Origin of the sequence: Thermocatellispora tengchongensis (genome assembly GCF_014202315.1) — a bacterium.
GTDB classification, from domain to species: Bacteria; Actinomycetota; Actinomycetes; order Streptosporangiales; family Streptosporangiaceae; genus Thermocatellispora; species Thermocatellispora tengchongensis.
The window spans coordinates 400,168-425,546 of record NZ_JACHGN010000001.1 but is presented as its reverse complement, the minus strand read 5'-3'; the positions used below and the strand labels follow the sequence as shown (position 1 = coordinate 425,546).

Annotated in this window: 26 protein-coding genes and 1 tRNA gene; 18 read left to right on the top strand and 9 right to left on the bottom strand. The window is 71.7% G+C overall.

The window, feature by feature from the left end; all coding sequences use genetic code 11:
• Positions 1-46 precede the first annotated feature (46 nt).
• The 3 genes from HNP84_RS02145 (at position 47) to HNP84_RS02135 (ending at position 3,069) form a co-directional block, all read left to right on the top strand.
• Positions 47-526 carry a hypothetical protein gene (locus HNP84_RS02145; protein ID WP_185047586.1) on the top strand — a complete coding sequence of 160 codons (480 nt, stop codon included), beginning with the start codon at positions 47-49 and terminating at the stop codon, positions 524-526.
• Between the two features lie 69 nt (positions 527-595).
• Positions 596-1,684: a MerR family transcriptional regulator gene (locus tag HNP84_RS02140; protein ID WP_312923427.1), complete on the top strand. Its 1,089-nt coding sequence runs from the start codon at positions 596-598 to the stop codon at positions 1,682-1,684.
• Positions 1,681-3,069: an MFS transporter gene (locus HNP84_RS02135; protein WP_185047585.1), complete on the top strand. Its 1,389-nt coding sequence runs from the start codon at positions 1,681-1,683 to the stop codon at positions 3,067-3,069. Before HNP84_RS02140 ends, HNP84_RS02135 begins: the two co-directional genes overlap by 4 nt.
• Before the next feature lie 160 nt (positions 3,070-3,229).
• Here HNP84_RS02135 and HNP84_RS02130 read toward each other — a convergent pair whose 3' ends face one another.
• Positions 3,230-3,778 carry a TetR/AcrR family transcriptional regulator gene (locus HNP84_RS02130; RefSeq protein ID WP_312923425.1) on the bottom strand — a complete coding sequence of 183 codons (549 nt, stop codon included), beginning with the start codon at positions 3,776-3,778 and terminating at the stop codon, positions 3,230-3,232.
• 75 nt (positions 3,779-3,853) lie between these two features.
• Here HNP84_RS02130 and HNP84_RS54675 point away from each other — a divergent pair, with 75 nt between their 5' ends.
• The 4 genes from HNP84_RS54675 to HNP84_RS02110 all read left to right on the top strand — a co-directional run bounded on the left by HNP84_RS54675 (position 3,854) and on the right by HNP84_RS02110 (position 6,269).
• Positions 3,854-4,042, top strand: a complete 189-nt coding sequence (locus HNP84_RS54675; RefSeq protein ID WP_312923565.1) for a DUF2867 domain-containing protein — start codon at positions 3,854-3,856, stop codon at positions 4,040-4,042.
• Positions 4,039-4,491, top strand: coding sequence for a DUF6463 family protein (locus HNP84_RS02120; RefSeq protein WP_185047584.1), 453 nt, complete (start codon positions 4,039-4,041; stop codon positions 4,489-4,491). Before HNP84_RS54675 ends, HNP84_RS02120 begins: the two co-directional genes overlap by 4 nt.
• A gap of 386 nt (positions 4,492-4,877) precedes the next feature.
• Positions 4,878-5,114, top strand: coding sequence for a DUF6289 family protein (locus HNP84_RS02115; protein WP_185047583.1), 237 nt, complete (start codon positions 4,878-4,880; stop codon positions 5,112-5,114).
• A gap of 162 nt (positions 5,115-5,276) precedes the next feature.
• A complete protein-coding gene (locus HNP84_RS02110; protein ID WP_185047582.1) occupies positions 5,277-6,269 on the top strand; it encodes a DUF5937 family protein in 993 nt (330 codons plus the stop codon).
• A gap of 4 nt (positions 6,270-6,273) precedes the next feature.
• Here the strand turns inward: HNP84_RS02110 and HNP84_RS02105 are convergent, their stop codons facing one another.
• Complete coding sequence (locus HNP84_RS02105) at positions 6,274-6,666, bottom strand: RidA family protein (RefSeq protein WP_185047581.1); 393 nt, start codon at positions 6,664-6,666, stop codon at positions 6,274-6,276.
• Positions 6,667-7,274: 608 nt separating this feature from the next.
• Here HNP84_RS02105 and HNP84_RS02100 point away from each other — a divergent pair.
• Positions 7,275-7,703 (top strand): hypothetical protein, encoded by a 429-nt coding sequence (locus HNP84_RS02100; protein ID WP_185047580.1) that lies wholly within the window; start codon positions 7,275-7,277, stop codon positions 7,701-7,703.
• On the opposite strand, the gene HNP84_RS02095 is transcribed toward HNP84_RS02100, so the two are convergent.
• Positions 7,682-7,942 carry a UTRA domain-containing protein gene (locus tag HNP84_RS02095; RefSeq protein WP_312923564.1) on the bottom strand — a complete coding sequence of 87 codons (261 nt, stop codon included), beginning with the start codon at positions 7,940-7,942 and terminating at the stop codon, positions 7,682-7,684. The two genes, HNP84_RS02100 and HNP84_RS02095, sit on opposite strands and share 22 nt — an antisense overlap.
• Between HNP84_RS02095 and HNP84_RS52455 the strand changes: the two genes are divergently transcribed.
• Positions 7,931-8,230, top strand: a complete 300-nt coding sequence (locus HNP84_RS52455; RefSeq protein WP_246517703.1) for a hypothetical protein — start codon at positions 7,931-7,933, stop codon at positions 8,228-8,230. The genes HNP84_RS02095 and HNP84_RS52455 overlap by 12 nt on opposite strands.
• Positions 8,231-8,591: 361 nt before the next feature.
• Here HNP84_RS52455 and HNP84_RS02090 read toward each other — a convergent pair whose 3' ends face one another.
• From HNP84_RS02090 to HNP84_RS02070, 5 genes are all read right to left on the bottom strand, one after another.
• Positions 8,592-8,915 (bottom strand): rhodanese-like domain-containing protein, encoded by a 324-nt coding sequence (locus HNP84_RS02090; protein WP_185047579.1) that lies wholly within the window; start codon positions 8,913-8,915, stop codon positions 8,592-8,594.
• Between the two features lie 17 nt (positions 8,916-8,932).
• On the bottom strand, positions 8,933-9,811 hold the full coding sequence (locus tag HNP84_RS02085) for an Fpg/Nei family DNA glycosylase (protein ID WP_185047578.1): 879 nt from the start codon (positions 9,809-9,811) through the stop codon (positions 8,933-8,935).
• Between the two features lie 94 nt (positions 9,812-9,905).
• On the bottom strand, positions 9,906-10,517 hold the full coding sequence (locus HNP84_RS02080) for a TenA family protein (RefSeq protein WP_185047577.1): 612 nt from the start codon (positions 10,515-10,517) through the stop codon (positions 9,906-9,908).
• Between the two features lie 62 nt (positions 10,518-10,579).
• Positions 10,580-11,140, bottom strand: a complete 561-nt coding sequence (locus HNP84_RS02075) for a DM13 domain-containing protein (protein ID WP_312923422.1) — start codon at positions 11,138-11,140, stop codon at positions 10,580-10,582.
• Between the two features lie 110 nt (positions 11,141-11,250).
• Positions 11,251-12,351, bottom strand: coding sequence for an LCP family protein (locus HNP84_RS02070; RefSeq protein ID WP_312923420.1), 1,101 nt, complete (start codon positions 12,349-12,351; stop codon positions 11,251-11,253).
• Positions 12,352-13,097: 746 nt separating this feature from the next.
• On the opposite strand from HNP84_RS02070, the gene HNP84_RS02065 reads away from it, so the two are divergent.
• The 3 genes from HNP84_RS02065 to HNP84_RS02055 are packed head-to-tail and all read left to right on the top strand — an operon-like array spanning position 13,098 to position 17,301.
• Complete coding sequence (locus HNP84_RS02065; RefSeq protein WP_185047576.1) at positions 13,098-14,480, top strand: hemolysin family protein; 1,383 nt, start codon at positions 13,098-13,100, stop codon at positions 14,478-14,480.
• Positions 14,477-15,511: a CNNM domain-containing protein gene (locus HNP84_RS02060; protein WP_185047575.1), complete on the top strand. Its 1,035-nt coding sequence runs from the start codon at positions 14,477-14,479 to the stop codon at positions 15,509-15,511. The genes HNP84_RS02065 and HNP84_RS02060 overlap by 4 nt, the downstream gene beginning before the upstream one ends.
• Positions 15,512-15,516: 5 nt before the next feature.
• Positions 15,517-17,301: a sialidase family protein gene (locus HNP84_RS02055; protein WP_185047574.1), complete on the top strand. Its 1,785-nt coding sequence runs from the start codon at positions 15,517-15,519 to the stop codon at positions 17,299-17,301.
• Positions 17,302-18,106: 805 nt separating this feature from the next.
• Here HNP84_RS02055 and HNP84_RS02050 read toward each other — a convergent pair.
• Positions 18,107-18,189: transfer RNA gene (locus HNP84_RS02050), tRNA-Leu, on the bottom strand.
• 91 nt (positions 18,190-18,280) lie between these two features.
• Between HNP84_RS02050 and HNP84_RS02045 the strand changes: the two genes are divergently transcribed.
• The 6 genes from HNP84_RS02045 (at position 18,281) to HNP84_RS02020 (ending at position 25,355) form a co-directional block, all read left to right on the top strand.
• A complete protein-coding gene (locus HNP84_RS02045; RefSeq protein WP_185047573.1) occupies positions 18,281-19,021 on the top strand; it encodes an FHA domain-containing protein in 741 nt (246 codons plus the stop codon).
• Between the two features lie 17 nt (positions 19,022-19,038).
• Positions 19,039-19,506: an FHA domain-containing protein FhaB/FipA gene (locus tag HNP84_RS02040; RefSeq protein WP_185047572.1), complete on the top strand. Its 468-nt coding sequence runs from the start codon at positions 19,039-19,041 to the stop codon at positions 19,504-19,506.
• Positions 19,503-20,867, top strand: a complete 1,365-nt coding sequence (locus HNP84_RS02035) for a Stp1/IreP family PP2C-type Ser/Thr phosphatase (protein ID WP_185047571.1) — start codon at positions 19,503-19,505, stop codon at positions 20,865-20,867. Before HNP84_RS02040 ends, HNP84_RS02035 begins: the two co-directional genes overlap by 4 nt.
• A gap of 104 nt (positions 20,868-20,971) precedes the next feature.
• On the top strand, positions 20,972-22,351 hold the full coding sequence (locus HNP84_RS02030; RefSeq protein ID WP_185047570.1) for an FtsW/RodA/SpoVE family cell cycle protein: 1,380 nt from the start codon (positions 20,972-20,974) through the stop codon (positions 22,349-22,351).
• Entirely contained in the window at positions 22,348-23,805 is a 1,458-nt protein-coding gene (locus HNP84_RS02025) for a peptidoglycan D,D-transpeptidase FtsI family protein (RefSeq protein ID WP_185047569.1), read from the top strand. Before HNP84_RS02030 ends, HNP84_RS02025 begins: the two co-directional genes overlap by 4 nt.
• Positions 23,802-25,355, top strand: coding sequence for a serine/threonine-protein kinase (locus HNP84_RS02020; RefSeq protein WP_185047568.1), 1,554 nt, complete (start codon positions 23,802-23,804; stop codon positions 25,353-25,355). Before HNP84_RS02025 ends, HNP84_RS02020 begins: the two co-directional genes overlap by 4 nt.
• The last annotated feature ends 24 nt before the right edge of the window (positions 25,356-25,379 follow it).

Sequence of the window (25,379 nt, the reverse complement as noted above, 5' to 3'; positions counted from 1 at the left end):
CGGTGGTAGCAAGGGAGCGGCCCCCAGCGATCCCGGAAGGAGTGTCATGCGTTCACGCATCATCCTGGCCTGCCTGGTGGCCACCGCGTCCTGCGTCGTCCTGACCGCACCACCCGCGAGCGCGACGACGCTCACCATGGCGGGCCACAGCACCGACCGTGCGAGCTACGCCGAGGGCATCCACACCATCTACGAGGCGACCCCGCAGGGGCTGTGCTTCGGACGGTACACGGCCACGATCAGCGGCCAGGTCAGCGACCGGCACGGCGGCGACGCCATCGGCGCCGCCGTGCGGGTCACGTACGCGACCTGCGACGCGGAAGGCGACGACATCCGCCAGCAGGAGATCATCGGCCGGCAGGAGCCGTACGACCCGGAGGAGAAGGGCCTGGACCGCAGCACCTTCATCTGGGTCGAGCCCGCCGTGAGGGACATCCGCTTCTCCGTCTGCAACTGGGAGCCGGGCACCGGCAAGCTGACCGACTGCGCCCCGTTGACGCCGCGGCGCTCCGGGCGCGGGGCTTGACCTTGCCCCTGGGGGAAGCCGCAGGATCGTCCGCACCGGCCACGGCAGGCCGGGGGACGAGGAGGAGCGGTGCGGCAGTTGCTGACGATCGGGGCGTTCGCCCGCGCCGCGCGGCTGTCACCGAAGGCCCTGCGGCTGTACGACGAGCTCGGGCTGCTGCGACCGGCCGCGGTGGACAGCGAGTCGGGATACCGGTTCTACGATCCGGCGCAGTTGGAGCGGGCCCGGCTGATCGCCTGGCTGCGGCGGCTGGGCATGCCGCTGGCGCGCATCCGGCGCGTGTGCGACCTCCCGGCCGCCGCGGCGGCCCAGGAGATATCCCGCTACTGGGAGCAGGTGCTGGCCGAGACCGCCGCCCGAGGGGAGCTGGCCACCTTCCTCGTCGACTACCTGTCGGGAAGGGGCAGCACCGTGGACGAGGCCACGGCCACGCTCGGCATCCGGTACGCCGCCCGCTCGGAGTCGGGGCTGGTGCGTACCAGCAACGAGGACACCGCGTACGCCGGGCCTCGGCTGCTGGCCGTGGCCGACGGGGCCGGTGGCTTCGCGGGTGACCTGGCGAGCGCGGCGGCCATCGACGCGCTCAAACCGCTGGAAACCCTCACCGTGCCGGCCGAGGAACTGCTCGGCGCGCTCGCCGACGCGGTCGGCGAGGCGGACCGGGCGATACGCGAGATCGCCGCGGCGACGCCCTCGGGCGAGGCCGTCACCACGCTGACCGCGCTGCTGTGGTCGGGCTCCCGGCTGGCACTGGTGCACATCGGCGACACCCGGGCCTACCTCGTACGCGACGGGGAGCTGTTCCAGATCACCCACGACCACACCTACGTGCAGTCGCTGGTGGACGAGGGCCGGCTGACCCCGGAGGAAGCGGCCTCGCACCCGCTCCGCGCGCTGCTCGCACGGGCGCTGACCGGCGCGGGCACGACGCAACCGGACCTGTCGCTGCACGGCGCGGAGGCCGGCGACCGGTACCTGCTGTGCTCCGACGGGCTGTCCACCGTCGTGCCGGCCGAGGCGCTGCGCGAGGTGCTGGCCGGGCCGGGCGGCCCCCAGCAGGTGCTCGACGAGCTGGTCTCCCGTGCGTACGCCGCGGGCGCGCCGGACAACATCGCCTGCGTGGTCGCCGACGTGGTGACCCTGGAGCGGGCCACATGAACGGGCCGACGGCCCGATCGCGGGGGGCGGCCCGGTCGCTGGGGGCCTATACGGTCGATCGCCGCCCGCTGGCCGTCCCGGCGTACCGGCGGCTGTGGGCGGCCTCGGCGATCTGCGCGGTGGGCGGCTCGTTCAGCGTGGTCGCCGTACCGACGCAGCTCTTCATGATGACCGGCTCCTCGGCCGCCGTGGGCGCCTCCGCCGCGGTGTCGCTCGTCGCGCTGGTCGTGGCGGCACTGTGGAGCGGCGTCCTCGCCGACGTCGGGGACCGGCGCGGGGTGCTGCTGGCCGCCCACTGCGGGCTCGCCCTGACGTACGCGGCGCTGTGGGCCCAGGCGGCACTGGACGCCCGCTCCGTTCCCCTCCTGATGGTGCTGGTCGCCTGTCAGGGGCTGACCTTCGGCGCCATCATGACCACGATGGGCGCGGCCGTCCCCCGCCTCGTCCCGGCGGAACTGCTCCCGGCGGCGAACAGCCTCAGCTCGCTGGTCCGCTACACCGGGGCGATCCTGGGACCGGTGCTGGCCGGCGTCCTGATCCCGGTCGCCGGGCTCCGCACGCTGTACCTGCTGGACGCCGTCGCCCTGCTGAGCGCCGTATGGGCCGTCGCCAAACTGCCCCCGATGCCACCCCACCCGGGATCCCCGGCCGCCCCAGACCACACCCCGCTCGCGCGAGTACAGGCAGACCCGAACCACACCCCGCAAGGCGCCCAGGTACCGACCGCCCCGAGCCACACCCCGCAAGGCGCCCAGGTACCGACCGCCCCGAACCGCACCCCGCTCAACCGGATACTGGCCGGTTTCCGCTACCTGGCCGCCAGCCGGCTGCTGGTGGCGGTGCTGGCGGTGGACCTCGCCGCGATGGTCTTCGGCATGCCGATAGCCCTGTTCCCGGAACTGGCCCAGCACACCTACGGCGGCCCACCGGAAGGCGGACCGGAGCTGGGGCTGCTCTACGCCGCCTACCCGGCCGGAGTCTTCGCGGCCGGCCTGCTGTCCGGCACGTTCACCCGCGCCCGCCGCCACGGCGCCCTGATGGCGGCGGCCGCCGCGGCCTGGGGCGGCACCGTCGTGCTCCTCGGCCTCGCCGCACACCTGTGGCTCGCCCTCGCGGCACTCGTCCTCGGCGGCGCGGCGAACTTCATGCTCAGCACCTTCCGCAACGCCATCTCCCAGGCGCACACCGACGACACCATGCGCGGCAGGATCCAGGGCTCGCTCACCGTCGTCACGATCGGCGGGCCCCAGATCGCCAACCTCCTGCACGGCGCCGCGGCCCCGATCCTCGGCCCCCAGCCGGTCATCTGCGCCGGCGGCCTGCTGACCATCGTGACCGTGGCCGCGATCGCATGGGCGTCCCCGGAACTGCGCCGCTACGCCTGACCCCGCCCACCCGCCCAGGGCCGGCCTTCGCCGCCATGCCCGCCCACTCTCCTTGAGGGGGTGAAGGCGGGGCTGAGGAGGGGCCGGAACCTGCGCGAACGCCACGTCATCCCGCCACGTCGTCCCGCCGCCTCCTCCCGCGCGGGGATGCGCCCGGCGGTCACGCCTGCGGGCGCAGCAGGTGTGCTCCGGCGAGTTCGATGGCTTCCCGTTTGGTGTGCCCGGGGTGGTCCACGGCGATGAAGTGGCGGCCGATCGCGAGCGCGAACGCCAGGATGCTGCGTGCCTCGACCTCGTCGGGGTCGGTGATGAACGCGCCGAACATCCTGCGCAGGAACTCCATCCGCTCGTTGTCGATACGGCGCAGGCGTGCCGCGACGGACGGATCGTGGCGGGCCCAGGCCCGAACCGCGAGATCGATCCGGTGCAGGTCTTCGGAGAAGCTCAGTTGACCGACGCGCCGGATCCTCGCGACGGCGTCGCCGCCCTCGGCGTCGGCCTGGGCGATGATCTCCTTCGTGCAGCGGCGTTCCCACTCGTCGAGCATCTCGGCGAGCAGCGCGGGACGGCCGTCGAAGTACCCGTAGAACCCGCCCTTCGTCACGCCGAGCTTGGCGGCGAGCACCTCGACGCGAACGGCGTCGGGTCCTCCCTCGGCGAGGGCTTCGAGGCCCGCCTCTATCCAGCGGGCTCGTGTCGTGCGCGCCACAGCAGGAATCCGGCCACCTCCGTTGATCGCGTCCGATCTATACGTTACCGTACATAACGAAATGTACGGCACCGTATAGATGAGGGGTCGAACCGTGCCACGACTCGCCTCGCTCCGCGACCGCCTGCCTGGTTCGGACGGCTTTACATGGCCGCCATCGCGCCTTTCCGGCACCTCATCGTCTACCCGGCCCTGACCCGGCAATGGGAACGAGCCTGGCGCGACCGGGCGGGGGCGGAGCACCGAGAAGGGACGTCACGATGAACTCCACGAAGCGGCTGCTCCGCTGGGCGAGCGGGATCATGCTCGTGCTGGGCATAGGGCACCCGACCCTGCTGGCCCTCGTCGCCTGGGACGACATCAGCGGCTGGGTGGACCGGGGGATATGGGCGGCCGTCCCGCTCGTGCTCGCGGACGAGGGCGCCGCACGGACGGCGGAGTTCTTGCAGAACGAGGTCACCTTCTGGGCCGGCCCGGGAAGCTTCGCCGTGCCCCTGATTCTCCTGGGCTGCCTGACCTGGCACCTCGCCGGACGCGGGGTGGCCGTGCCCGCCGCGATCGGCTGGGGCCTCGCGGCATGGTGTGCGGTGGGCGGCGTCCTTCTCGTGCCATCCCCGTTCTTCGCCGGAATCGTCGCCGGGGCACTCATCATCGTCGCGGCACGACAGAAGGATCGGCCGCGAGCGTCCGCCCGCCGCCGCTTGGACGCCTGAGCCGCGCTTAGCCCTTCCACCGCCCACTTCGAGGCGTGGCAGGCGCCGATGCCGGGGTAGGCGCGGACGCCGCGAGGAGGAGTGGCGGGATTGTCTGCATAATGCGATGACCGTGGCGCGGGAGGCTGAGCCGAAAACCGTGTCCGGCGGGGCACGAAAATCACTTTGTGACGCCCCGAATTACCCGGAGAGTCGCCGAAGTAAGCGTTGAGCTGCTGTGATGCACGCTCGGCCGGCCGGATATGTCCATGCAGAACAATATGGACCTGACGAATACGAGCCCCTCTTGCCTTTTCTTCGCGCACGACGCATATTTTGATCATCGGCTGGGGCGCCCACGAAGCCGCGAACCCTTGGTGCTGTTCAGTACTCAGGAAGGACCATCGATGATCCGACGTGTGCTGGCCGTCGCCGCCCTGGCGAGTGCCGTGCTCGCCACCGTACCGACCGCCGCGCAGGCCGCCCCCATCTGCCGGGCCGGCTACATGTGCAACACCCAGTACTTCTCCGACCCCGCCCGCACCAACCTGGTCGGCGTCAAGACGGAGTTCTGTGACGGCGAGGTCTCGACCTGGGGCAGGGTCACCGGCTACATCACGTGGTCCGCGAGCCCCTGCGCCTGACGAAGGACAGCCGGCAGGGCACGACCGGCGGCCCTGCCGGCTCCCTGGCGACGGCGTGGCGGGCTTGGGCTTGGGCTTCGGCTCGTCCAGCGGATCGTCCCCGGACGACGGCATCCCGAGTTCCCGCTGTTGCGCGACAAGGATGTCGCTAATCTCCGCCGTATGCCGCGCCTGGTGTTCTCCGACTCGGACCTCGGTCGTGTCCGATTCGCCATCCTGCCCTTTCAGGAAACGCTGAAAGCGGCGCGTGGCCTCGGCCTGCCGAAACCGCCGCCCGGCCTGGCCGCCTGGCGTCATGCCAGTCGTGCGGGGTTGCCCGCGGCGGCTCGGCCGGTGGTGACACTGTGCTCGGCGCACACCCGGCATCTGCCGGACTTTCTGACGCCGCAGCCTGCTAACGACCCGATGTCGTTCGAGGACGAACTCCACGCGGCGCTTGACGACCCATCCGTGCCGGTGCAACAGGACACGGCCGCGTTCGCCGGCGTACTGGAGACCGTTCCGGTGGTCGTCCACACGCTGCTGCACCATCCCGACCGCGGCCGGCGAACGTTGAGGCACGCTTTCACGGCGTTCCACCAAGCGGTGCTGGCCGCCGATTGGCCACGGCTGCACGCCCAGTTGGCGGCGGATGTGGCCTATCGCGCACGGCTCGCGGCGCAGCATGGCCTGGACGCCATGCTCGCCACTTTGTGCCCTCCACATGTGCGTTGGGAGTATCCGCATCTGGGATTCGACGGGCCGAGCGCGCCCGATTTCGCCCTCGGCGGTCGCGGGCTGGTTTTGGTGCCGAGCATGTTCCTGACCGATGGTGTGCACCGGCAACTCAACGACCGGCAGCAGCCGATGCTCTTCTATCCGGCGCGCACGGCCGGGGCGTTCTGGCGTGACACCGGTGGACGCGGCTGGCCGGATGGGCGTCTGGCCGGGGCGATCGGTGAGCGCCGGGCGGCGGTATTGCGGGCTCTCGCCGATCGCCCCGGCTGCGGCACCACGGACCTTGCCACCGCGTTAGGCGTCACGCCGGCAACCGCCTCGACACATGTGGCGAATCTGCGACGTGCCGGGCTGGTCGTCACCACCCGGGTGGCACGAACGGCCCGGCACGAGCTGACTCCGCTGGGCCGGCACCTGCTGGACGCGCACATCGGGTAATCGGTCACTCGACCGCGATCGCCTCGATTTCCAGCAGCCATTCTTCGGAATAGATGCCGGCGATGACGACGGTGAGAGCAGGACGGTGGTCTCCGAGAATCTCCTGGCGGATGCGACTGTTGGCTTCCCGGTACATGCGGTCGGAGAGATACGTCGTGACCTTGGCGAGGTTTCGTACGCCCATATCGGCCTCGGCCAGTACGGCGAAAACGTTGTGCCACGTCAAGCGGCACTGGGAGTCGAAGTCCTCGGGAACCGCGCCCTGCCCGGCCCATGGGACTTGACCGCTGACGAACACAGCGCGGCGGACACCGGCCACCAAGGTGCCATGCGCGTAGTTGCCCGTCGCGTCGGGGAGCGTCGCGGGATCGATCGGCTGTATCAGGGACGTTTCCATGGCGGCGACGATAGATACGCGGCCACACCATTCACAAATACTGTGAGGATTCATCAAATCGTTCGGGGAGGCCCGGTCCCAGGTGGCCCGGCAAAGGCACCAGGGAATCCGAGGCGCTCTCGGCGCAATTGCGCCCCCCGGTCCGGTGCGCTTGTGGCACAGGACTGAAGACCCCGAAGTGCCGGTCGCGTCGGCCCGGCGTCCGGCCGCGCGGCTCCCTGGGTGAGCGCACCTACACCGGCCGCCAAAGCTCCCCCGGCGTGACCGCGCCTGGGGCCGCGCCGCCGCTCCGGGACCGGAGCCGAATCGAGAGGAGATTTCCATGCGGGATCTTTACCAGCCTGACACCACGCCTGGGCGCTTCCGCCGCCTGTGCGGGGGCAACCAGGACGAGGAGGAGATGGAGAGCTGCGTGGAAATCGCGCCGCCGGCCGTCTCGACGACGCGTTCGCGCTGCGCGACAGCAAGAACCCGGGACGCTGCGGTTGATCGGGGACGAGCTGCGCGCCGCCGGGCTGACCGTCTAGCGATCATCCACTGCCGGGCGGTCCCCGCCTGATGATGGCAAGCAGGGGCCGCCCCCTACGACTGTACGGGAGCGCCGTCCCATGCACTGGCATGCTTACACCTGGATCGGCCCCGGGGACGACCGCGGCAGGGAGGCGGAACGCCGTCCGGACTCGCCGGAGTTCGCGACCTCCCCGCTGCCGCCGATGCGGACCGGGGACTGGCTGGTGAAGCCCGCCTCCCGGATCGCGGGCACCTTCAGCCAGGTCCAGGACGCGACGGCGTGGCTGGCCGAACAGTACAAGGCCGCCGAAGGGCTGTTCCTGCATCCGGATCGGATCGGGCTGGACGAGCGGCTTGAGCAGGCGCGCGACCTGCTGGCGCGCGGGGTGGACGTGCAGTGGGGCGAGTGGCTGACGGGCGGCCGGTTCATCACGGTCGGCGTCGTGTGCTGCCCGAACAGGCACGTACGACACCGGTGCCCAGCAGTCCCGCGACGAGGCTCCGGTCAGTCGATGGGAACCTCATAGACGAACCTGTGCCGCGACGCGTCGAACAACCAGAGGGTGACCTCCACAGGACGCTCGCCGGCGTGAATCACCCGGGTCAGCTCCACGACCGGCGTGCCGGGCGGCAGGTGCAGCAGCTCGGTCTCGGCCGGTGTCGGCATGCGCGAGACGAGCTCCTCCACCGCGCCGGTGAGCGGGGTGCCGAGAGCCTCGGCGAGTTCGGTGTGCACGCCGCCCGGGATCTCCTCATGACGGGCGATTCGCGTCCCTTCGACCTGGGCGGCGAGGAAGTAGGAGTCGGCGCTCTGGGCCGGTCGGCCGGTGGGTTGCGGACCGACGATCCGCGAATCGCCCCGGAGGACGTGCAGCCGATCGTGGTACGGGCCGTCACGGATGTCGCACTGGCCGAGATCCGGCAGGCGGCGATGCTGATGAGCGAGGCGGACGCCGGAAGCCGCGAGGACGTGGAGTTCACCGCCTGGGCACGACGGATGGTGGCCGCGTCACTGGGGGTGCCTTCGCTCGGCGGGACGGCGAGGGGGCATTGACCTGTGCGTCACTGCGAGGCGGCTCCGATCTGTGCCGCTGCCGACGGTGCCTGATCGGTGTGTCACTGCGAGTGGCCTTGTGGCTCGCCGCGTTCGGGGTCTTCTGTCGCTTCCTTAGCCCCGGTTCTTGGGGTAGGCGTTCGGGTTGGGGCGCGAGCGTCGGCGAAGCCCGACCTGATAAGAGCGGTTGAGCGAAGCGAAGGCGATTGCCGCGCGCGTCAGCGCGCGGGCCGGGTGGGCGCCAGGCGGGTGGTGGGTGGAGGGGCACCGGGTGGGGGTCGGGCGAAGCCCGACCCTGGAGAAGGCGGGTGAGCGGAGCGAAGGCGGTTTCCGCGCGGAGCGCGCCGGCGGTGACAGGGCTTCAGGCGACGTAGGGGTCTGTGCCGGTTTCGCTGGTCATTTCGCGGCCGGCGGCGGCCCAGGACTGCATGCCGCCCTCCACGTTGAGCGCCTGGTGGCCCAGGTGGTTGAGCCACATCGTCGCCTGGGCGCTTCGGCCGCCTACTCGGCAGATCACGTAGACCTCGGTGTCCTGGGGGATCTCGCCCACGCGGTGCTGGAGTTCGCTCAGGGGGATGTGGGTGGCGCCGGGGGCGTGGCCGGCCTGCCACTCGTCCAGCTCGCGTACGTCGAGCAGGTACGCGTCGGCCGGGACGCCCGCGGCGGGCACCTCTGGGATGTTCATGGGTCTATTTTCCCGGGTCACTTGAGGAGCTTGGACAGGCGGCGGTCGGCGAGGGGCTTGCCGCCGGTCTGGCAGGTGGGGCAGTACTGGAGGGAGGAGTCGGCGAAGGAGACCTCGCGGATGGTGTCGCCGCAGACGTCGCAGGGCTCGCCGGTACGGCCGTGGACGCGCAGGCCGGACTTCTTCTCGCTCTTGAGGTCCTTTGCGGCCAGGCCGCGTGAGCGCTCCACGGCGTCTTGCAGGGTGGTGACGATGGCCTCGTGCAGGTCGGCGATCTGGGCGTCGGTGAGCGATGAGGCGATCTTGAAGGGGGACATCTTCGCGGCGTGCAGGACCTCGTCGGAGTAGGCGTTGCCGATGCCGGCGATGACCTTCTGGTCGCGGAGCAGGCCCTTGATCTGCGTACGGTTGCCGCTGACGATCGCCTTGAGGCGGTCGGGGGTGAAGTCGGGGGCCAGGGGGTCGGGGCCGAGCGAGGCCACCCCGGGGACCTCGGCGGGGTCGCCCACCACGTAGACGGCCAGGCGCTTCTGGGTGCCCGCCTCGGTCAGCTCGAAGCCGGGCTGTCTGCCGTCGTCGCCGGGCGCGAGGCGTACGCGGACGGCGAGGGGGCCCTTGCCGGGGCGTACGGGCTTGGCGGCGCTGAGGTCGTCGCGCCAGCGCAGCCAGCCGCCCCGGGCGAGGTGGGTGACGAAGTGGAGGCCGTCGCAGTCGAGGTCGAGGAACTTGCCGTGCCTGGCGACGCCGGTCACGGTGAGCCCGCCCAGGGCGGTCACCGGGGGATCGACGGTCTTGAGCGCCTGGAAGGCCACGACCTCGACGGACGCGACCGTCTGGCCGACGGCGTGGGCGCGCAGGAAGTCGGCGAGCGACTCCACCTCCGGGAGTTCTGGCATTCCTCCACGATATGTCGGCCGGTCCGGCGCTTTCGTACGGACCGGCTCGGTCCGCCACTCCCTGTGATCGGGGGCGGGAGCGCGGAAGGCGGGGCTACGGGCGGGGCACGTCCCAGAACGCCAGCTCGTGGGCCATGCCGGAGCGGAACAGGGACTTGGCGCGGTCGGGGTCGGGGGCGGCCTCGTCGATCATCTCGCCGATGCGGGCGGCGAGGGCGGCGAAGCCGGGGTCGGCGTAGGTATCGACCCACCTGCGGTAGCGCGGCTCGTTCGGCGGGGCCTCCATCAGGATGCCGCCGAGCGTGGAGTAGCCCCACATGCACGGGTACAGCGCCGCCAGGCCCTCCCCGTAGTCGGCCGCGGCGGTGAGCAGGAACTCGGTGTACGCCGCGCAGGCCGGCCCCTTCTTCGCCCCTTCCAGGTCGGCCCCGAACTCGGCCGACAGCGACCGGTGGAGGTCCAGTTCCTCGTGCAGGGTCGCGTGCGCGAGGTCCACCAGGTCGCCGAGGTGGGCGTCGGGGGCCTGCCAGGCGAGCCTGGCGAAGACCCGCACGTAGTCGAGCAGGAACAGGTAGTCCTGCTCCAGCCAGGACCGGAAGACGGCCTCGGGCAGGTCGCCCCGGGCGATGCCGGCGACCGTGGGATGCGCGAGCTGTGCGCCGAGCAACGGACGGCCGATCGCGTGCAATTCCTCGGATAGGCGCATACACCAAGATTCTCAGATGATCGTCTTGGTGCCCAAGACCTCCGCCCGGACGACACCGGACGCTACGCGAGCGTGGCGGCGCCGAAGGAGACGCTGAACCGCTTGCACCAGATCGTCACGCTCTTCAGCGAGTCGAGGTCGGTGCCCTCGGGGATCGGGTAGTTGGCGTTGCCCCGGTTGCCCTTCAGCTCGCCCAGTTCGACCCACTTGCCGTCGTCGAGGTTGAACCAGCCGTCGGTGCCCTCCTTGACCGGCTGGTCGCTCAGCCACACGCGCAGGTCGGGGCCGTCGGAGGTGTCGAGGTCCTCGATCCGCAGCACCCGCTCGCCGCTGGGCAGCTCGATCACCTTGGCCACGCCGGAGGTGCGGTGCTCGTGGGAGATGAACTCGCCCTGCGACAGGGTCTTGAGCTTGGCCGCGGGCTCGGGCGACGGCGGCGCCGACTCGCCGGGGGCCGCGGGCTCGGCGCTGCCGCCCGTGACCGGCAGCGCCTCGTTGACCTCGACCGTGGTGAACAGCCGCCACGGCTGGAACAGGTAGAGCGCGACGGCCAACGCCACCGCCAGGATGACGAGCACGGCCCAGGTGATCGGGTGACGGGCCATCACCTTGATGCTGTTCACGGTAACCCCTCCATGGACGCGACCCTGGGACTACAACAGCACGCGGATGGCGCCGCCGGCTCCCTGTCTCGATTACGTGATGCTTACGTCTGTTGGACGCTCGCGAGCGGCTAGTTGTTCAGCACGTCCTTCGGCACGGCCTGATCCTTCTCCAGCGCCTCGAACAGGCGCAGGGCCTTCTCGCGGTTCCACTGCACCACCGAGCCGACGCCGGGCAGGGTCGGGGTCGAGCCGACCGGCACGGCGGTGGTCACCGGGCCGTCGCCCATGGCCAGGCCGAGCGAGAGCAGGTCGAACGCGCCGGTGCCGTCGTCCACGGTCACCGAGTCGGCCGCGGCCGAGGCCAGCGGCAGCGAGGTGAACGGGTTGAGCAGCACGCCGGGGCTGGCGGCCTTCTTCACGACCGCGCCGAAGAACTGCCGCTGCCGCTGGGTGCGGTCCAGGTCGGGCAGGGCGCCGGTGGCGCGCGTACGGACGTAGCCGAGCGCGGTGCCGCCGTCCATGTCCTGGCAGCCCTTCTTGAGGTTGATGCCGGCCTTGGGGTCCTTGATGTTCTGCTTGACGCAGATGTTCACCCCGCCGATCGCGTCCACGATGTCGACGAACCCGGCGAACCCGATCTCCATGTAGTTGTCGATGCGGATGTCGGTGACCGTCTCCACGGTCTGCACGAGCAGCCGGGAGCCGCCGAAGGCGTAGGCGGCGTTGAGCTTGTTGCGGCCCTTGCCGGGGATGGTCACGTACGAGTCGCGGGGCAGGCTGACCAGGGTCGGGCGGCCGTCGCCCTCGGGGATGTGCAGCAGCATCATCGTGTCGGTACGCTGCCCGGCCGCGCGCCCCGTGGCGAGTTTGCGGCGCTCGGCCGCCGACAGGCCCTTGCGGCTGTCGGAGCCCACGAGCAGCCAGTTGGTGCCCGGGGTGTCGGCCGGCCGGCCCTCGTAGTCGTCGAGCACGCCGGGGATCGAGACCAGCTTGGAGTTGATCCAGAAGTAGCCGCCGACCGCGCCGACCAGCAGCAGCACGAGCAGCACCGCGACGACGGTGACGACGATCCGCAGCGGGCGCCGCCGCCTGCGCGGCCTCACCGGGCCGCCCGCGCCGGGGCCGGCGGGCCCGAACGCGCCGGCCTCGGGCGGGCCGCCCTGGCCGGGCAGGGGCCGCACCGGGCTGCGCCCGGAACGTTCCTTGCCGTACACGCGCGAGGTCGCCACGCGCCGTCCGTCATCGAATGCCTCTCTGCCGGGGCCGGAAGGGCCGGGGGGAGGGCCGGGAGGGCCGGACGGGCCGGGAGGGACCTGCGACGGGGGCGGGCCCGGGAAGGCCGGCTGCACCACCGTGGGCGCGACCGCCTCCGGCGCCGGACGCCCGGCTCCGCCCGGTCCTCCGGAACGCCCGCCCGGACCCGCCGGGCCCTGGACCGGATAGGCCGGCAGCCCGATGCCGGGCTCCGGCGCGCGCATTCTGCGCGTGCGGTCGTCTTCACCCGACCGCCGCCCGCTCTCCCGCCAGTCAGCCACGTCTTCCGTCCCGTTCTTTCAGTCAAGGATTCCGACAATACGCAAGGGTCCCGGCAAGTCCGACGTTCCGCGCACGTGGCGAAACCCGCCGTCACTTCGACGCTACGCGGGCCCGGTCTCCGACGCTCGCGTGTCGGCAAAGTCTTTCCAACGCAAAAGTACGCAGAGCGCTTGCAACCCGCCTTCATCACGCCATCCGCGGCCCGCCACGGTCACCTGAGGCCCCGGCGCGACCCTCGCATGGGAAAACACCGGCGGCGCGGAAACAACCGCGGCGGTCCGCCTCGTTAGCTTTGGCGAGACCCAGCCGTCGCTCCGGCGACGTGTTCACCCAGTGGAAGGACGCTCGTGTCCAGTCAGGACCCGTGGAGTACCTGCCCGTGCGCGCGCACGGGACCTAGATCATCTGATTTCTCGCCTCACATGGCGGTGCGCCTCCGGTGAGCATCGCCCTCGGCCTGCTGGCCCTCCTCCTCCTCACCGCCGCCACCGGCTACTTCGTCGCCCAGGAGTTCGCCTTCGTCGCCGCCGACCGCGGCATTCTCCGCGAGCAGGCGGAGGCCGGCGACTCCTCCGCCGCACGCGCGCTGAAGGTGACGGAGCGCCTGTCGTTCATGCTCTCCGGCGCGCAGCTCGGCATCACCGTGACCGCGCTGCTGGTGAGCTTCCTCGCCGAGCCCGCGGTGGCCGACGCCGTACGCCCGTGGCTGACCGCCTGGGGCCTGCCGTCCGCCGCCGTCACCGGCGTGGCCGTGGCGATCGGCGTGATCGTCGCGACCGCCGTGCAGATGGTGCTCGGCGAGCTCGCCCCCAAGAACCTCGGCATCGCCCGCCCGGAGCCCGTCGCGAAGTTCCTGGCCGGCTCCACGCTGGTGTACCTGGCCGTCGCCGGCCCGGTCATCCGGCTGTTCGACTCCTCGGCCACCCGGCTGCTGCGCCGCGTCGGCGTCGAGCCGGTGGAGGAGATCGAGCACGGCGCCACCCCCGAGGAGCTGTCGCGGATCATCGCCGAGTCGGGCGCGTCCGGCGAGCTGCCGCCGCGCCTGTCCGACCTGCTCGGCCGGGCCCTGGAGTTCGGCGACCACACCGCCGAGGACGTGATGGTGCCGCGCCCCCGCGTGGTGCTGCTGCGCGCCGAGGCCACGGTCGCCGACCTGCTCGACGCCATGCGCGTCTCCGGCCACTCGCGCTACCCGGTCCTCGGCGACGACGGCGTGACCGGGGTGACCGGCGTCCGGGAGCTGCTGGCGCGCCCCGAGGGCGTGCCCGACGGCACCCCCGTCGCCGAGATCACCCGGCCGGCCCTGCTGGTGCCCGCCACGCTGCCGCTCCCGGCCGTGCTCGACCGGATGCGCACCGCCCATGACGACATGGCCTGCGTCATCGACGAGTACGGCGGCCTGGCCGGCGTGATCACCGTCGAGGACCTCGCCGAGGAGCTGGTCGGCGAGCTGATCGACGAGAACGACCCCGAGCCGCCCGGCCCCGCCCGCCGCGACGACGGCGCCTGGGACCTCCCCGGCACGCTGCGCGTGGACGAGGTCGAGCGCGCCACCGGGCTGTCGCTGCCCGAGAGCGACGACTACGAGACCGTCGCGGGCCTGGTGCTGGCCCTGCTCGGCCGCATGCCCGAGCCCGGCGACACCCTCACCGTGACCCTCGCCCCCGACGCCGACCCGCTTGAGGACGACGACGCGCCCGCCCAGCGGGCCGAGCTCACCGTCCTGTCGGTGCACCGGCGGGTCCCGGAGTGGGTGCGGCTGGCCCCGGCCGTACCGGCCGTGCCGGTCGAGGCCGCGAGCGCGGCGGGAGCACGCCGATGAGCCTCATGCCGGCGATCCTCCTCGGCGTGCTGCTGCTGGCGGGCAACGCCTTCTTCGTCGCCGCCGAGTTCGCCTTCGTCTCCGCCCGCAGGCACAGGCTGGAGGAGACCGCGAGCGGCGGCGGGCGCCTGGTCAGGGCCGCCGCCCGCGCCGCGGCGCGCGGCGGCAGGCAGCTCTCGCTCATGCTGGCCGCCGCCCAGCTCGGCATCACGCTGTGCACGCTCGGCCTGGGCATGGTCACCGAGCCCGCGATCGAGCACGCGCTCGCGCCCGTGTTCGCCGCGGCCGGGGTGCCCGGGTCGCTGCAGCTCCCGATCTCGCTGACGATCACGCTCGCGCTGATCACGTTCCTGCACATGGTGGTGGGCGAGATGGCGCCCAAGTCGTGGGCGCTGACCCACCCCGAGACCGCGGTGCTGTGGCTGGCGCTGCCGTTCCGCGCCTTCACCAGGACGGTACGGCCGCTGATCGCGCTGCTGAACGGCTCGACCAACGCGCTGCTGCGCCTGTTCGGGGTGCACCAGCGCGACGAGCTGGCCACCACCCGTACGCCGCAGCAGCTCGCGATGCTGGTCGGCGAGTCGGGCCGGATGGGCCTGCTGGACCGGGCCGAGCACGACCTGCTCACCCGGGCGCTGCGGGTGCAGCAGCAGCCGGTGGGCCGGCTGATGCTGCCGATCGCCGAGGCCGCGGCCGTCCCGGCGGGCGCCGCCCACGCCACCGTGCGCCGGGTCGCCAGCAGCAGCGGCCACCTGCGGCTGCTGGTCAACCGGGGCAGGCCCGACGACGTGATCGGCGTGCTGCACGTGCGCGACGCGCTCACCCAGCCGGGCGCCGACCCGGCCGCGCTGGCCAGGCCGATCCCGTCGATCCAGCCGGGCACGCCGATCCCCGAGGCCGTGACCGTGCTCCAGGACGCCCACGCGCACCTGGGCCTGGTCACCGGCGCCTCGGGCGCGGTGGTCGGCATGGTGAGCCTGACCGACCTGCTCGGCGAGCTGCTCGACACCTCGGCCGCCACGACCCGCTGACGCCCGTGCCGACCCGCTACCGCGCCCTGCCGCCCCGCCCCCGCTCGGTGCCACCCCGCGTCGTGCCCGCGTACGCCGCCGCCGTGCTGCTGTGCCTGCCCGCGGCGTACGCGGCCCGCCCGGTGCCGGCGCGGGCGGAGCCGCGGGCGTACTGCTCGGTCGGCCCGGAGGTTCCCGGCACGGAGGACGGCCAGGCCCTCTCGGCCGAGAACTCCCCCCGCTGGATCGCCGAGGCCGAGCCGGAGGGGTACGCCGGGTTCCCCGGGGTCGCGGCCATCGGCGTCGTACGTCCCGACGGCACGCGCGGCACCGATGTGATCGCGTCGTTCTCGCGGAACGCCGACTCGGTGGTCCCCCAGGTCAGCGGCATGACGGTGTCGCACGACGGCGGGGAGACGTTCGGCCCGGTACGCGGGTCGCCGTTCCGCAACGCGCCCGTGCGGCTGCACGACGGCCGCCTGCTGGCCGCCGACTACTACTCCACCGCCGTGGACGCCCACACCAACAGGCTGGGCGTCAGCGTCTCGTCCGACGACGGCAGGACCTGGCAGCCGGGCCAGGCCGTCCTGACGACGCCGGGCACCCTGTCGAGCTGGGGCGTGGCGCACGGCTCGCCGGTCCAGCTCGCCGACGGCACCCTGCTGCAGACCTTCTACGCCCGGTACGCCGGGTCGGCGCTGCAGCAGCCGGAGGTCTACGCGAGCACCGACGGCGCCCGCACCTTCACCAGGCGCGGCGTGCTGGCGGTGTCGGGCGGCGGCTACGAGTACAACGAGGCCACGGTCGCCCAGGTGGCCGACGGCAGCCTGCTCGCGGTGCTGCGGCGCGACGGCGGGGCGTACTCGGCGCTGTTCACCACCCGCTCCCGCGACCGCGGCGCCACCTGGACGCCGCCCGCGCCGCTCGTCTTCGACGACGGCTCCTGCCTGGTCCCCGGCGTGGACCCGGAGCTGCTGCTGATGCCCAACGGGGTGCTGGTGCTCAGCGCGGGACGCCCGGACGTCTGGCTGGCGGTCTCCACGGACGGCGCGGGCGAGCGCTGGGAGCCGCAGCGGGTGACGTACCACAACCGGGACGGGGTGCGGGACACGCACGGCACGTCCGGCTACAGCGGGATCGCGCCGCTCGGGCCGCACCGGCTGATCCAGGTGTTCGACAACTGCAAGCTGCCCGGCCTGCGGCACGACGGGCGGCCGGACGAGCGCATGTGCCCGCGCGACGGCCGCTTCGAGCACGGCACCGCGTACGGCATCCTGCGGCGGCACGTCCGCGTCCACACTCCCTTCGCCGGCCCTCCGGCCGCCAGGATCGACCTCGCCGGCCTGCTCCGGCGGGGCGGGCTCACCGTGGAGACCACGATGACGTGGCCGCCCCCGGGCACGCCCGCCGCCGCGGCGCGCCCGCGCACCGGGATCGGCGGCGCGTTCGACGGCAGCACGGAGTACTGGTCGAGCGCGGTCGGCGCGACGGCACGCGGTGAGGTCGTGCTGCACCTTCGCCGCGGGGTCGCACTCGGCCGGATCGGGCTCAGCCTGCGCCCCGGGCATCCGGCGGACGCCGAGGTCTACGTGTCGGCCGATGGCGGGCACTGGGGCCGGCCGGTCGTGACGGTGAAGGCCCACACGGGTTACGCCATGGACTACTTCACCCCGGAACCACCCCGATCACGGGCGATCCGGCACATCAAGATCATAACCACTGCGACGACCCCGTGCGACGCGGAGATCGGCCCCCGGTGCGCGATGCTGAACGAGATCGAGCTCTATTCGGCCGCCACCGGCGCGCCGTGACCGGCGCCGTTTCACTATGGGCGTAACGAAGACGGGCCGGCACAGCGCGATCACTGTGTGCTGCAAGCGATCCGAAAGCCCGACTCAAGCGACTTACGTTACAAAGACCGTGAAAGGTGGCAGTGACCGGCCATCACCAAAAAATCAGGCCCCGTACGGACCCGTCCGGGGCTTCAAACATAGGGACCGACGCACTACCTTGATCCACGATCGCACCACCCCCCACCCCGTCACCCGCGAACGGCCGCCGACATGACCCCGCCGCCCGCACAGCCCAGCCCCGCCGGCAACTTACCCCGGCGGCGGGGCCACGCGGCGGCGTACGGGGGTCGCCCCATCGGCCTCCGCGCGCCCCTGCGAGCCCGCAGAATGCCCGCGGGAGCCCCCGGCGCCCTGCCGGGAGCCCTCGGCCCCCTGCCTGGCCCGGCCGCGCAACGGGCGGCCGGGCGCGGGCCGGTCGCACCGCGCCACCCGGTCGCACCGCGCCACCCGGTCGCACCGCGCCACCCGGTCGCGCCGCACTACCCGGTCGCGCCGGTCGCGCAACGGCCGATCACGCGCCCTCCGGTCACGCGCGGCCCGGCGGCACGTCAAATCTCGGTGCGGATCTGGGCGCCGATCTCGACCGTGGTCCCGGACGTAACTGCGGCCCCGCCGCCACCGGGCGTGTACGGCGCGCCGGCGTGCGGCGGGAACCTGAGCACGGGGCCCGGACGTCCAACCCGGGCGATGCGCACCAGGTCACGGAACGAGAATGCCCCGGCGGGGGAAGCGAGGCTTCCCGGACGCCGGGGCTACATTCGAGTGGGCGAGGAGGGATTTGAACCCTCACGTCCTTTCGGACACACGGACCTGAACCGTGCGCGTCTGCCGTTCCGCCACCCGCCCTTGTGGGTGCTGAGAAACAGTAGCACGGAACCGCCGATGGTGCTGAACCCGGATACGATCCCTACAGACGATGGAGGAAGGGAGGTACCCGGTGGGAGTCCTTCAGCGCTTCGAGCGACGGCTCGAAGGCTTGGTTGAGGGGGCCTTTGCGCGGGCGTTCAAATCTGACCTTCAGCCGGTCGAGGTCGCCAGCGCGGTGCAGCGGGAGATGGACGAGCGGGCCGCCATCGTGGCTCAGGGGCGCACGCTCGTGCCCAACGACTTCGTGGTCGAGCTGTCCACGACCGACAGCGAGCGGCTGGAGGTGTACGCCGACAGCATCAGCCACGAGCTGGCCAACCTCGCCAGGGAGTACGCCAAGGAGCAGGGCTACTCCTTCGTGGGACCGGTCCGGGTCCGGTTCGAGACCGCGGATGACCTGGCGGTCGGCCTCTTCCGCATCCGCTCGGGGGTGATCCGCGGAGCGACGGTCGAGCAGGACGAGATCCGCCAGCCGGTGAGCGACGTGCCGCAGGGTCGCTCCCACGCCTTCAACGGGCGGCCCAGGCTGCTCGTGTCCACGCAGGACGACCCGCAGGGGCAGCGTTCGTTCGAGCTCACCACGCCGGTGACTCTGCTCGGGCGCGGCACCGATTGCGATCTTCGACTGGTCGATCCAGGCGTGTCCCGTCATCATGCGGAGTTGCGGGTGGAGGGGCAGCAGGTCGCGCTCGTCGATCTGGGCTCCACCAACGGCACCTTCGTCAACGGCCAGCCGGTACGCCGGGTCGAGCTCCAGAACGGCACTCGCGTGACGTTGGGGCGCACGACTCTGGTTTTCCGGCGCGATTAGAGGTAGACAAACGGTCCATGTCCGAGCTCACGCTGCTGCTGATCAGGCTCGCCTTCCTGGCGGTGCTGTGGTTCTTTGTGATTGCCGCGGTCAGTGTGATCCGGACAGACTTGTTCGGACCGCGAACCGCGACCGCACCCGCACGCAAGGCGGCCAAGGCCGCCGCGCGACCCACCGTCAAGCCCAAGAAGGGGGAGCCACGGCAGATGGTGGTCACCGGTGGCCCCCTGCAGGGCACCATCATCAATCTCACGGAGACGCCCATCACCATCGGCCGGGCGAATGACGCCACGCTGGTTCTCAGCGACGACTACGCTTCGAGCCGGCATGCCCGGCTCTTCCCTCAGGACGGTCAGTGGATCGTGGAAGATCTCGGTTCGACAAACGGCACGTATCTCGACCGCTCCAAAGTCACCCGCCCGACCCCGGTGCCGCTCGGTGTTCCGATCCGCATCGGCAAGACCGTCATTGAATTGCGCAAATGACCATCGCACTCCGCTACGCCGCCCGCTCGGACGTCGGCCTCCTCCGCGAAGGGAACGAGGACTCGGCGTACGCAAGCGGCCGCCTGCTCGCCGTCGCCGACGGCATGGGCGGGCATGCTCACGGTGAGGTGGCCAGCTCGGTCGCCATCGCCGCAATGGCCTCTCTGGAAGAGGGCACCCACGGGGGTGATCTGCTCAGCGCCATCGAAGCGGCGGTGCGCGACGCCAATCGCAAACTGCACGAGATGGTCGGCCGGGATCCCAGCCTGAAGGGCATGGGCACCACGCTCACCGCCATGCTCTGGAACGGCACCCAGGTCGCGCTCGTGCACGTCGGCGACTCGCGCGCCTACCTGCTGCGACGCGGCGAGCTGTACCAGATCACCCATGACCACACACTGGTCCAGTCCCTGGTGGACGACGGCCGGATCACGCCCGAGGAAGCCGCCACGCATCCGCAGCGGTCGATCCTGCTGCGGGCGCTCGACGGCAGCGGCGAGGTCGATCCCGACCTCACCCTGCGCGAGGCCCAGGTGGACGACCGCTACCTGCTGTGCTCCGACGGCCTGTCCGGGGTGGTGAGCGCCGAGACCCTGCACAACACGCTCACCACGCTCGACGAGCCCGAAGACGTCGTGCGGGCGCTGATCGACCTGGCCAACCGGGGCGGCGGGCCCGACAACATCACCTGCGTGGTGGCCGACGTCATCGAGGTGGAGGACGGCACGCCGATGACCACCGGCGACGCCGCCGTGGTGGGCGCCGCCGGCGCCAACCGGCTGCGACCACCGGACCTCCCGGGCGCCCGCGCCGCCACGATCACCGCGCCGCAACCGGTGATCACCGACGACGACCTCGAATCCCCCATGGCCGAGGCGGTCGCCGCCCGGCCGGTCAGACGGCGCCGCCGCGTCTGGCCGGTGCTGGCGACGGTCTTCGGCCTGGCGGTCGCCGTGGTCGCCGTCGGGGGCTACTTCGGCTACCAGTGGACCCAGGACCAGTTCTTCATCGGCACCAAAGGCGATGAGATCGTGGTCTTCCGCGGCATCGACGCCGAGGTGGGGCCGCTGCAGTTCTTCCAGGTCGTACGCGCCACCGGCCAGTCGGTCTCGGCCCTGAGCGCCTTCCAGCAGGGCCAGGTGCGCGACGGCATCCCGGTCACCAGCGTCGATGAGGGCCTGAAGAAGATAAACGAGCTCAAGGCGTCCGCGAGCCCCGCCCCCAAGCAGCCGACCGGGCGCCAGAACGAGCAGGCCGAGCAGGCCGAGCAGCAAGCCGAACAGCAGGCTGAGCAGCAGCCTGAACAGCAGGCCGAGCAGCAGGTGGCCAGCCCCGACCCCCAGACGACGAGGTCCCCCTAGGTGAGTTCGGTGCACCGAGCGACGACGAGCGAGACCACGACAACAGGAACGAGCGCGGACACGCCGCCCCGAGGCGTGGCCCAGCGCGCCGGGCGAGGGCGCCGATGAGCGCCGTCGGCGGCAATCCCGTCCCGCTGCCCGCGAAGCGGCGCGGGGCGCAGCTTCTCATGCTCGCCTTCGCCGTCGGCATCGTCATGCTCGCCTACGCCAACGTGGGCCTGGCCCTGGACGACCAGATCCCCGCCGGCATGCTCGGATACGGCCTGGGCCTCGGCGGCCTGATGCTCGCCGCCTACCTCGTGCTGGCGAAGTTCGCCCCGTGGGCCGACCCGCTGATCCTCCCCCTGGTCACCCTGGTCAACGGCATCGGCCTGGTGATGATCTACCGCATCCAGGAGGGCGGCGAAGACCTCGCCTCGGCGAGCACCCAGCTCTTCTGGACCGGGGCCGGCATCGTGATGTTCACGGTCACGCTGATCGTGCTGCGCGACCACCGCGCGCTGCAGCGGATGACCTACACCGCCGGATTCGTCGGCCTCGCGCTGCTGATCGCGCCGCTGCTGCCGTTCATCGGCGAGGAGCGCAACGGCGCGCGCATCTGGATCAACCTGGGCTTCTCCTCCCTGCAGCCCGGCGAGTTCACCAAGCTCGCCCTGGTCGTCTTCTTCGCCGGCTACCTCGTGGCCAAGCGCGACGTGCTCGCGCTGGCGGGCCGCCGCCTGCTGTTCATCGACCTCCCCCGCGCCCGCGACCTCGGCCCGGTGCTCATCACCTGGGCGGTCAGCCTGGGCGTGCTGATCCTGCAGAAGGACCTCGGCTCGTCGCTGCTGCTGTTCGGCACCTTCATCGCGATGCTCTACATCGCCACCCAGCGCACCTCGTGGGTGCTGATCGGAATCCTGCTCTTCGTCGGCGGCGCGATCCTGGCCGGGCTCGCGTTCAGCCACGTGCAGGACCGCTTCGAGGTCTATCTGAACCCCGAGGACCCCGCCCTGTACGAGCGCACGTACGGCAGCAGCTTCCAGCTCATGCAGGGCCTGTTCGCGATGGCCTCGGGCGGCATCCTGGGCACCGGCCTGGGCCAGGGACACCCCGAGACCATCCCGCTGTCGTTCTCCGACTTCATCTTCACCGCGGCCGGCGAGGAGCTGGGCCTGACCGGCCTGATGGCGCTGCTGCTGGTCTACGCGCTGATCGTCGAGCGCGGCCTGCGCACCGCCATCGCGGCCCGCGACCCGTTCTCCAAGCTGCTCGCGGGCGGCCTGTCGTTCATCCTGGCCTGGCAGATCTTCATCATCGTGGGCGGCGTGACCAACCTGATCCCGCTCACCGGCCTGGTCACGCCGTTCATGTCGCAGGGCGGCTCCGCGCTGCTGGCTAACTGGATTCTTATCGCCTTGCTGGTACGCATGTCAGACGCGGCCCGCAGGCCCCCGCCGCAGGCAATCCAGGACGAAGGACTGACGCAGGTGTTTCAGCGATGAACGGCCCACTCAAGCGCGCCGCAGTGGCCTGCCTGGTGATGTTCGGCCTGTTGATGATCAACGTCAACTACCTCCAGGCGGTGCGGGCGGAGGACCTGCGCGACGACGCGCGCAACACCCGCAACTTCTACGCCCGCTACGAGATCGAGCGCGGCCGGATCACGGCGGGCGACAAGGTGCTGGCCGAGTCCGTCGACACGGGCGACAACAGGTTCCGCTTCCAGCGGCGCTACCCAGAGGGCCCGATGTACGCGCACGTCACGGGCTTCTTCTCGCCCGAGAGCGAGTCGGCCATCGAGCAGACGGAGGACCAGCTCCTCGACGGCAGCAGCCCCGACCTGCTGATCCGGCGCAGCATCGACCTGTTCACCAACAAGGCGAGCAAGGGCGCGAACGTCGATCTCACCCTGCTGCCCAAGGCGCAGGAGGCGGCGTACAACGCGCTGCGGGCCAGCGGCAAGCGCGGCGCGGTGGTGGCGCTCGACCCGAAGACCGGCGCGATCCTGGCCATGGTGTCGCTGCCGTCGTACGACCCGAACAAGCTGTCCACGACCAGTAAGAAGGACGTGTTCAGCCTGTACGACAGGCTGGCCGAGGACAAGAACCAGCCGCTGCTCAACCGGGCCATCGACCGCACCTACCCGCCGGGCTCGACGTTCAAGGTCGTCACCGCCGCGGCGTATCTGGAGGACGACGACAGCCGCGACCCGCAGACCATCGTGGACGCGCCGCAGGTGCTCGACCTGCCCAACACGACCGCAGACCTGCCCAACTCCGGCGGCGCGGCGTGCGGCGCCGGCCGGGTGACGCTGGTGTTCGCCCTGGAGCGCTCGTGCAACACGCCGTTCGGCAAGATCGGCATGGAGCTCGGGTACGACGCGATGGTGGCGCAGGCGGAGAAGTTCGGCGTCGGCGGCGAGCGGCTGGAGATCCCGATGGGGGTCGTGGCGAGCGACTTCGGCAAGCAGGAGGACGACGCGGCGCTGGCGCAGGCGTCGATCGGCCAGCGCAGCAACCGTACGACGCCGCTGCAGATGGCCATGGTCGCCGCCGGCATCGCCAACAACGGCGTGGTCATGAAGCCGTACCTCGTGAACAAGATCGCCGACGCCGAGGGCGGCGAGGTCGAGAGCGCCGAGCCCGAGGAGTGGACCGAGGCGGTCAGCGAGGAGACCGCCGCCAAGCTGCGCGAGATGATGGTCAGCGTGGTGCAGAACGGCACCGCCACCGCGGCCCAGATCAACGGGGTGCAGGTCGGCGGCAAGACCGGCACCGCCGAGACCTCCGAGGGCCAGGCCCCGCATGCGTGGTTCATCTCCTTCGCCCCCGCCGAGGACCCGAAGGTCGCGGTCGCGGTCATCGTGGAGTCGGGCAGCGCGGGCACCGACGCCTCCGGCGGCGTCACCGCCGCGCCCATCGCCAAGAGTGTCATGGAGGCGGTGCTGAATCGATGACCTCGCCCGGCCCCCTGCTCGGGAACCGATACCTCCTGGTCGCGCGGATCGCGACCGGGGGTATGGGCGAGGTCTGGCGGGCCAGGGACGAGCTGCTCGGCCGCGAGGTCGCGATCAAGGTGCTGCGGCGCCACGTCGCCGGCGACCCGGAGTTCCGTCAGCGGTTCCGCTCCGAGGCGCGGATCACTGCGGGGCTGAGCGACCCGGGCATCGCGCAGGTCTACGACTACGGCGAGCACGACGGGGTGCCGTACCTCGTGATGGAGCTGGTGCCCGGCGAGCCGCTGTCGTCGATCCTGGCGCGCAATCCGCGGCTGAGCCCCGAGGTCACCCTGGACGTGCTGCACCAGACGGCCAGCGGGCTCCAGGCCGCGCACGCGTCGGGCATCATCCACCGCGACATCAAGCCGGGCAACCTGCTGGTGACCGCGACCGGCCTGATCAAGATCACCGACTTCGGCATCGCGCGGTCGATGGAGGCCGCGCCGGTCACGCGTACCGGCACGGTGATGGGCACCGCCCAGTACGTCAGCCCGGAGCAGGCCGCGGGCTACCCGCTGACGCCGGCCACCGACCTGTACTCACTGGGCGTGGTGGCCTACGAGTGCCTGGCCGGGCGGCTGCCGTTCCCGGGCGACAACCAGGTCACGATCGCGCTGCAGCACCTCAACGAGCCGCCGCCCCCGCTGCCCGGCGACGTGCCGGCCGAGGTGCGCGCGCTGGTCATGTCCGCGCTGGCCAAGGACCCCGGCAGCCGGCCCGGCAGCGCGCGCGAGATGGCCGACCGCGCGTACGTCCTGCGCGAGACGCTGGCCACGGGCGGCGGCGTCGATCTGAGCAACCTGACCGACCCTTCCGGGTGGAAGATCCGCCGCCCCGCGACGACCGACCGGCCGATGGCGCAGCCGGAGACCGGCTCCCGGCCGGCCACGCCCCCGGTGCCCCCGGTGCCGCCGGTGCCACCGGTGCCACCGACGCCGCCTGTGCCCCCTCTGCCCCCTGGGCGCCCCTCGCCGGTCCCGGCCCCCGAGGTGACCGGCAACGTGGCCAAGACGGCGCCGATGCCGCGCGTCCAGGCGCCCCGGGAGCCCTCCCCCTCGTACGCCCCCGAGCCCTCGTACGCCCCCGAGCCCGCCGGCAGGCGCGGCAGGCGGCGGCGTACGACCGTGATCTTCGCCGCGGCGGGCTGTGCCGCGGCGGTCGGCCTCGGCGCACTCGCCATGACGGGTCTGCCCACATCGCCCGCGGGCGGCGGCAGCGGGCCCGAGGAGTCGCCGGCCACGCGTATCAGCAGGTCACCGTCGCCGAAGCCGAGCAAGGCCAAGCCTTCGCGGACGAGGACCTCCATTCCTCCGGTCAAGTCGCCGCGTCCCTCGCCGTCGCGTTCGGCTACCGTAAGCAAGTCGGCTACCCCCACCCGGACGCCGACTCGCAAGCCAACCCCCACCCCGACCCCGACACCAACGCCCACACAGACCCAATCGCCCAGCATGACACCAGGCACCACTCCGGACCCGGGTGATAACAACCCGCCGAACGGGGAGACGTGATGCGACGCGGGGTCGATGATGGAC

Bases quoted from the DNA above. Each gene is read 5' to 3' on its own strand.
- HNP84_RS02090 (WP_185047579.1), bottom strand. From the start codon at position 8,915: ATGAACATCCCAGAGGTGCCCGCCGCGGGCGTCCCGGCCGACGCGTAC.
- HNP84_RS02040 (WP_185047572.1), top strand. From the start codon at position 19,039: ATGTCCGAGCTCACGCTGCTGCTGATCAGGCTCGCCTTCCTGGCGGTG.
- HNP84_RS02020 (WP_185047568.1), top strand. From the start codon at position 23,802: ATGACCTCGCCCGGCCCCCTGCTCGGGAACCGATACCTCCTGGTCGCG.
- HNP84_RS02120 (WP_185047584.1), top strand. From the start codon at position 4,039: ATGAACTCCACGAAGCGGCTGCTCCGCTGGGCGAGCGGGATCATGCTC.
- HNP84_RS02115 (WP_185047583.1), top strand. From the start codon at position 4,878: ATGATCCGACGTGTGCTGGCCGTCGCCGCCCTGGCGAGTGCCGTGCTC.
- HNP84_RS02100 (WP_185047580.1), top strand. From the start codon at position 7,275: ATGCACTGGCATGCTTACACCTGGATCGGCCCCGGGGACGACCGCGGC.
- HNP84_RS02060 (WP_185047575.1), top strand. From the start codon at position 14,477: ATGAGCCTCATGCCGGCGATCCTCCTCGGCGTGCTGCTGCTGGCGGGC.
- HNP84_RS02030 (WP_185047570.1), top strand. From the start codon at position 20,972: ATGAGCGCCGTCGGCGGCAATCCCGTCCCGCTGCCCGCGAAGCGGCGC.
- HNP84_RS02135 (WP_185047585.1), top strand. From the start codon at position 1,681: ATGAACGGGCCGACGGCCCGATCGCGGGGGGCGGCCCGGTCGCTGGGG.
- HNP84_RS02105 (WP_185047581.1), bottom strand. From the start codon at position 6,666: ATGGAAACGTCCCTGATACAGCCGATCGATCCCGCGACGCTCCCCGAC.
- HNP84_RS02145 (WP_185047586.1), top strand. From the start codon at position 47: ATGCGTTCACGCATCATCCTGGCCTGCCTGGTGGCCACCGCGTCCTGC.
- HNP84_RS02085 (WP_185047578.1), bottom strand. From the start codon at position 9,811: ATGCCAGAACTCCCGGAGGTGGAGTCGCTCGCCGACTTCCTGCGCGCC.
- HNP84_RS02080 (WP_185047577.1), bottom strand. From the start codon at position 10,517: ATGCGCCTATCCGAGGAATTGCACGCGATCGGCCGTCCGTTGCTCGGC.
- HNP84_RS02025 (WP_185047569.1), top strand. From the start codon at position 22,348: ATGAACGGCCCACTCAAGCGCGCCGCAGTGGCCTGCCTGGTGATGTTC.
- HNP84_RS02035 (WP_185047571.1), top strand. From the start codon at position 19,503: ATGACCATCGCACTCCGCTACGCCGCCCGCTCGGACGTCGGCCTCCTC.
- HNP84_RS02110 (WP_185047582.1), top strand. From the start codon at position 5,277: ATGCCGCGCCTGGTGTTCTCCGACTCGGACCTCGGTCGTGTCCGATTC.
- HNP84_RS52455 (WP_246517703.1), top strand. From the start codon at position 7,931: ATGACGGGCGATTCGCGTCCCTTCGACCTGGGCGGCGAGGAAGTAGGA.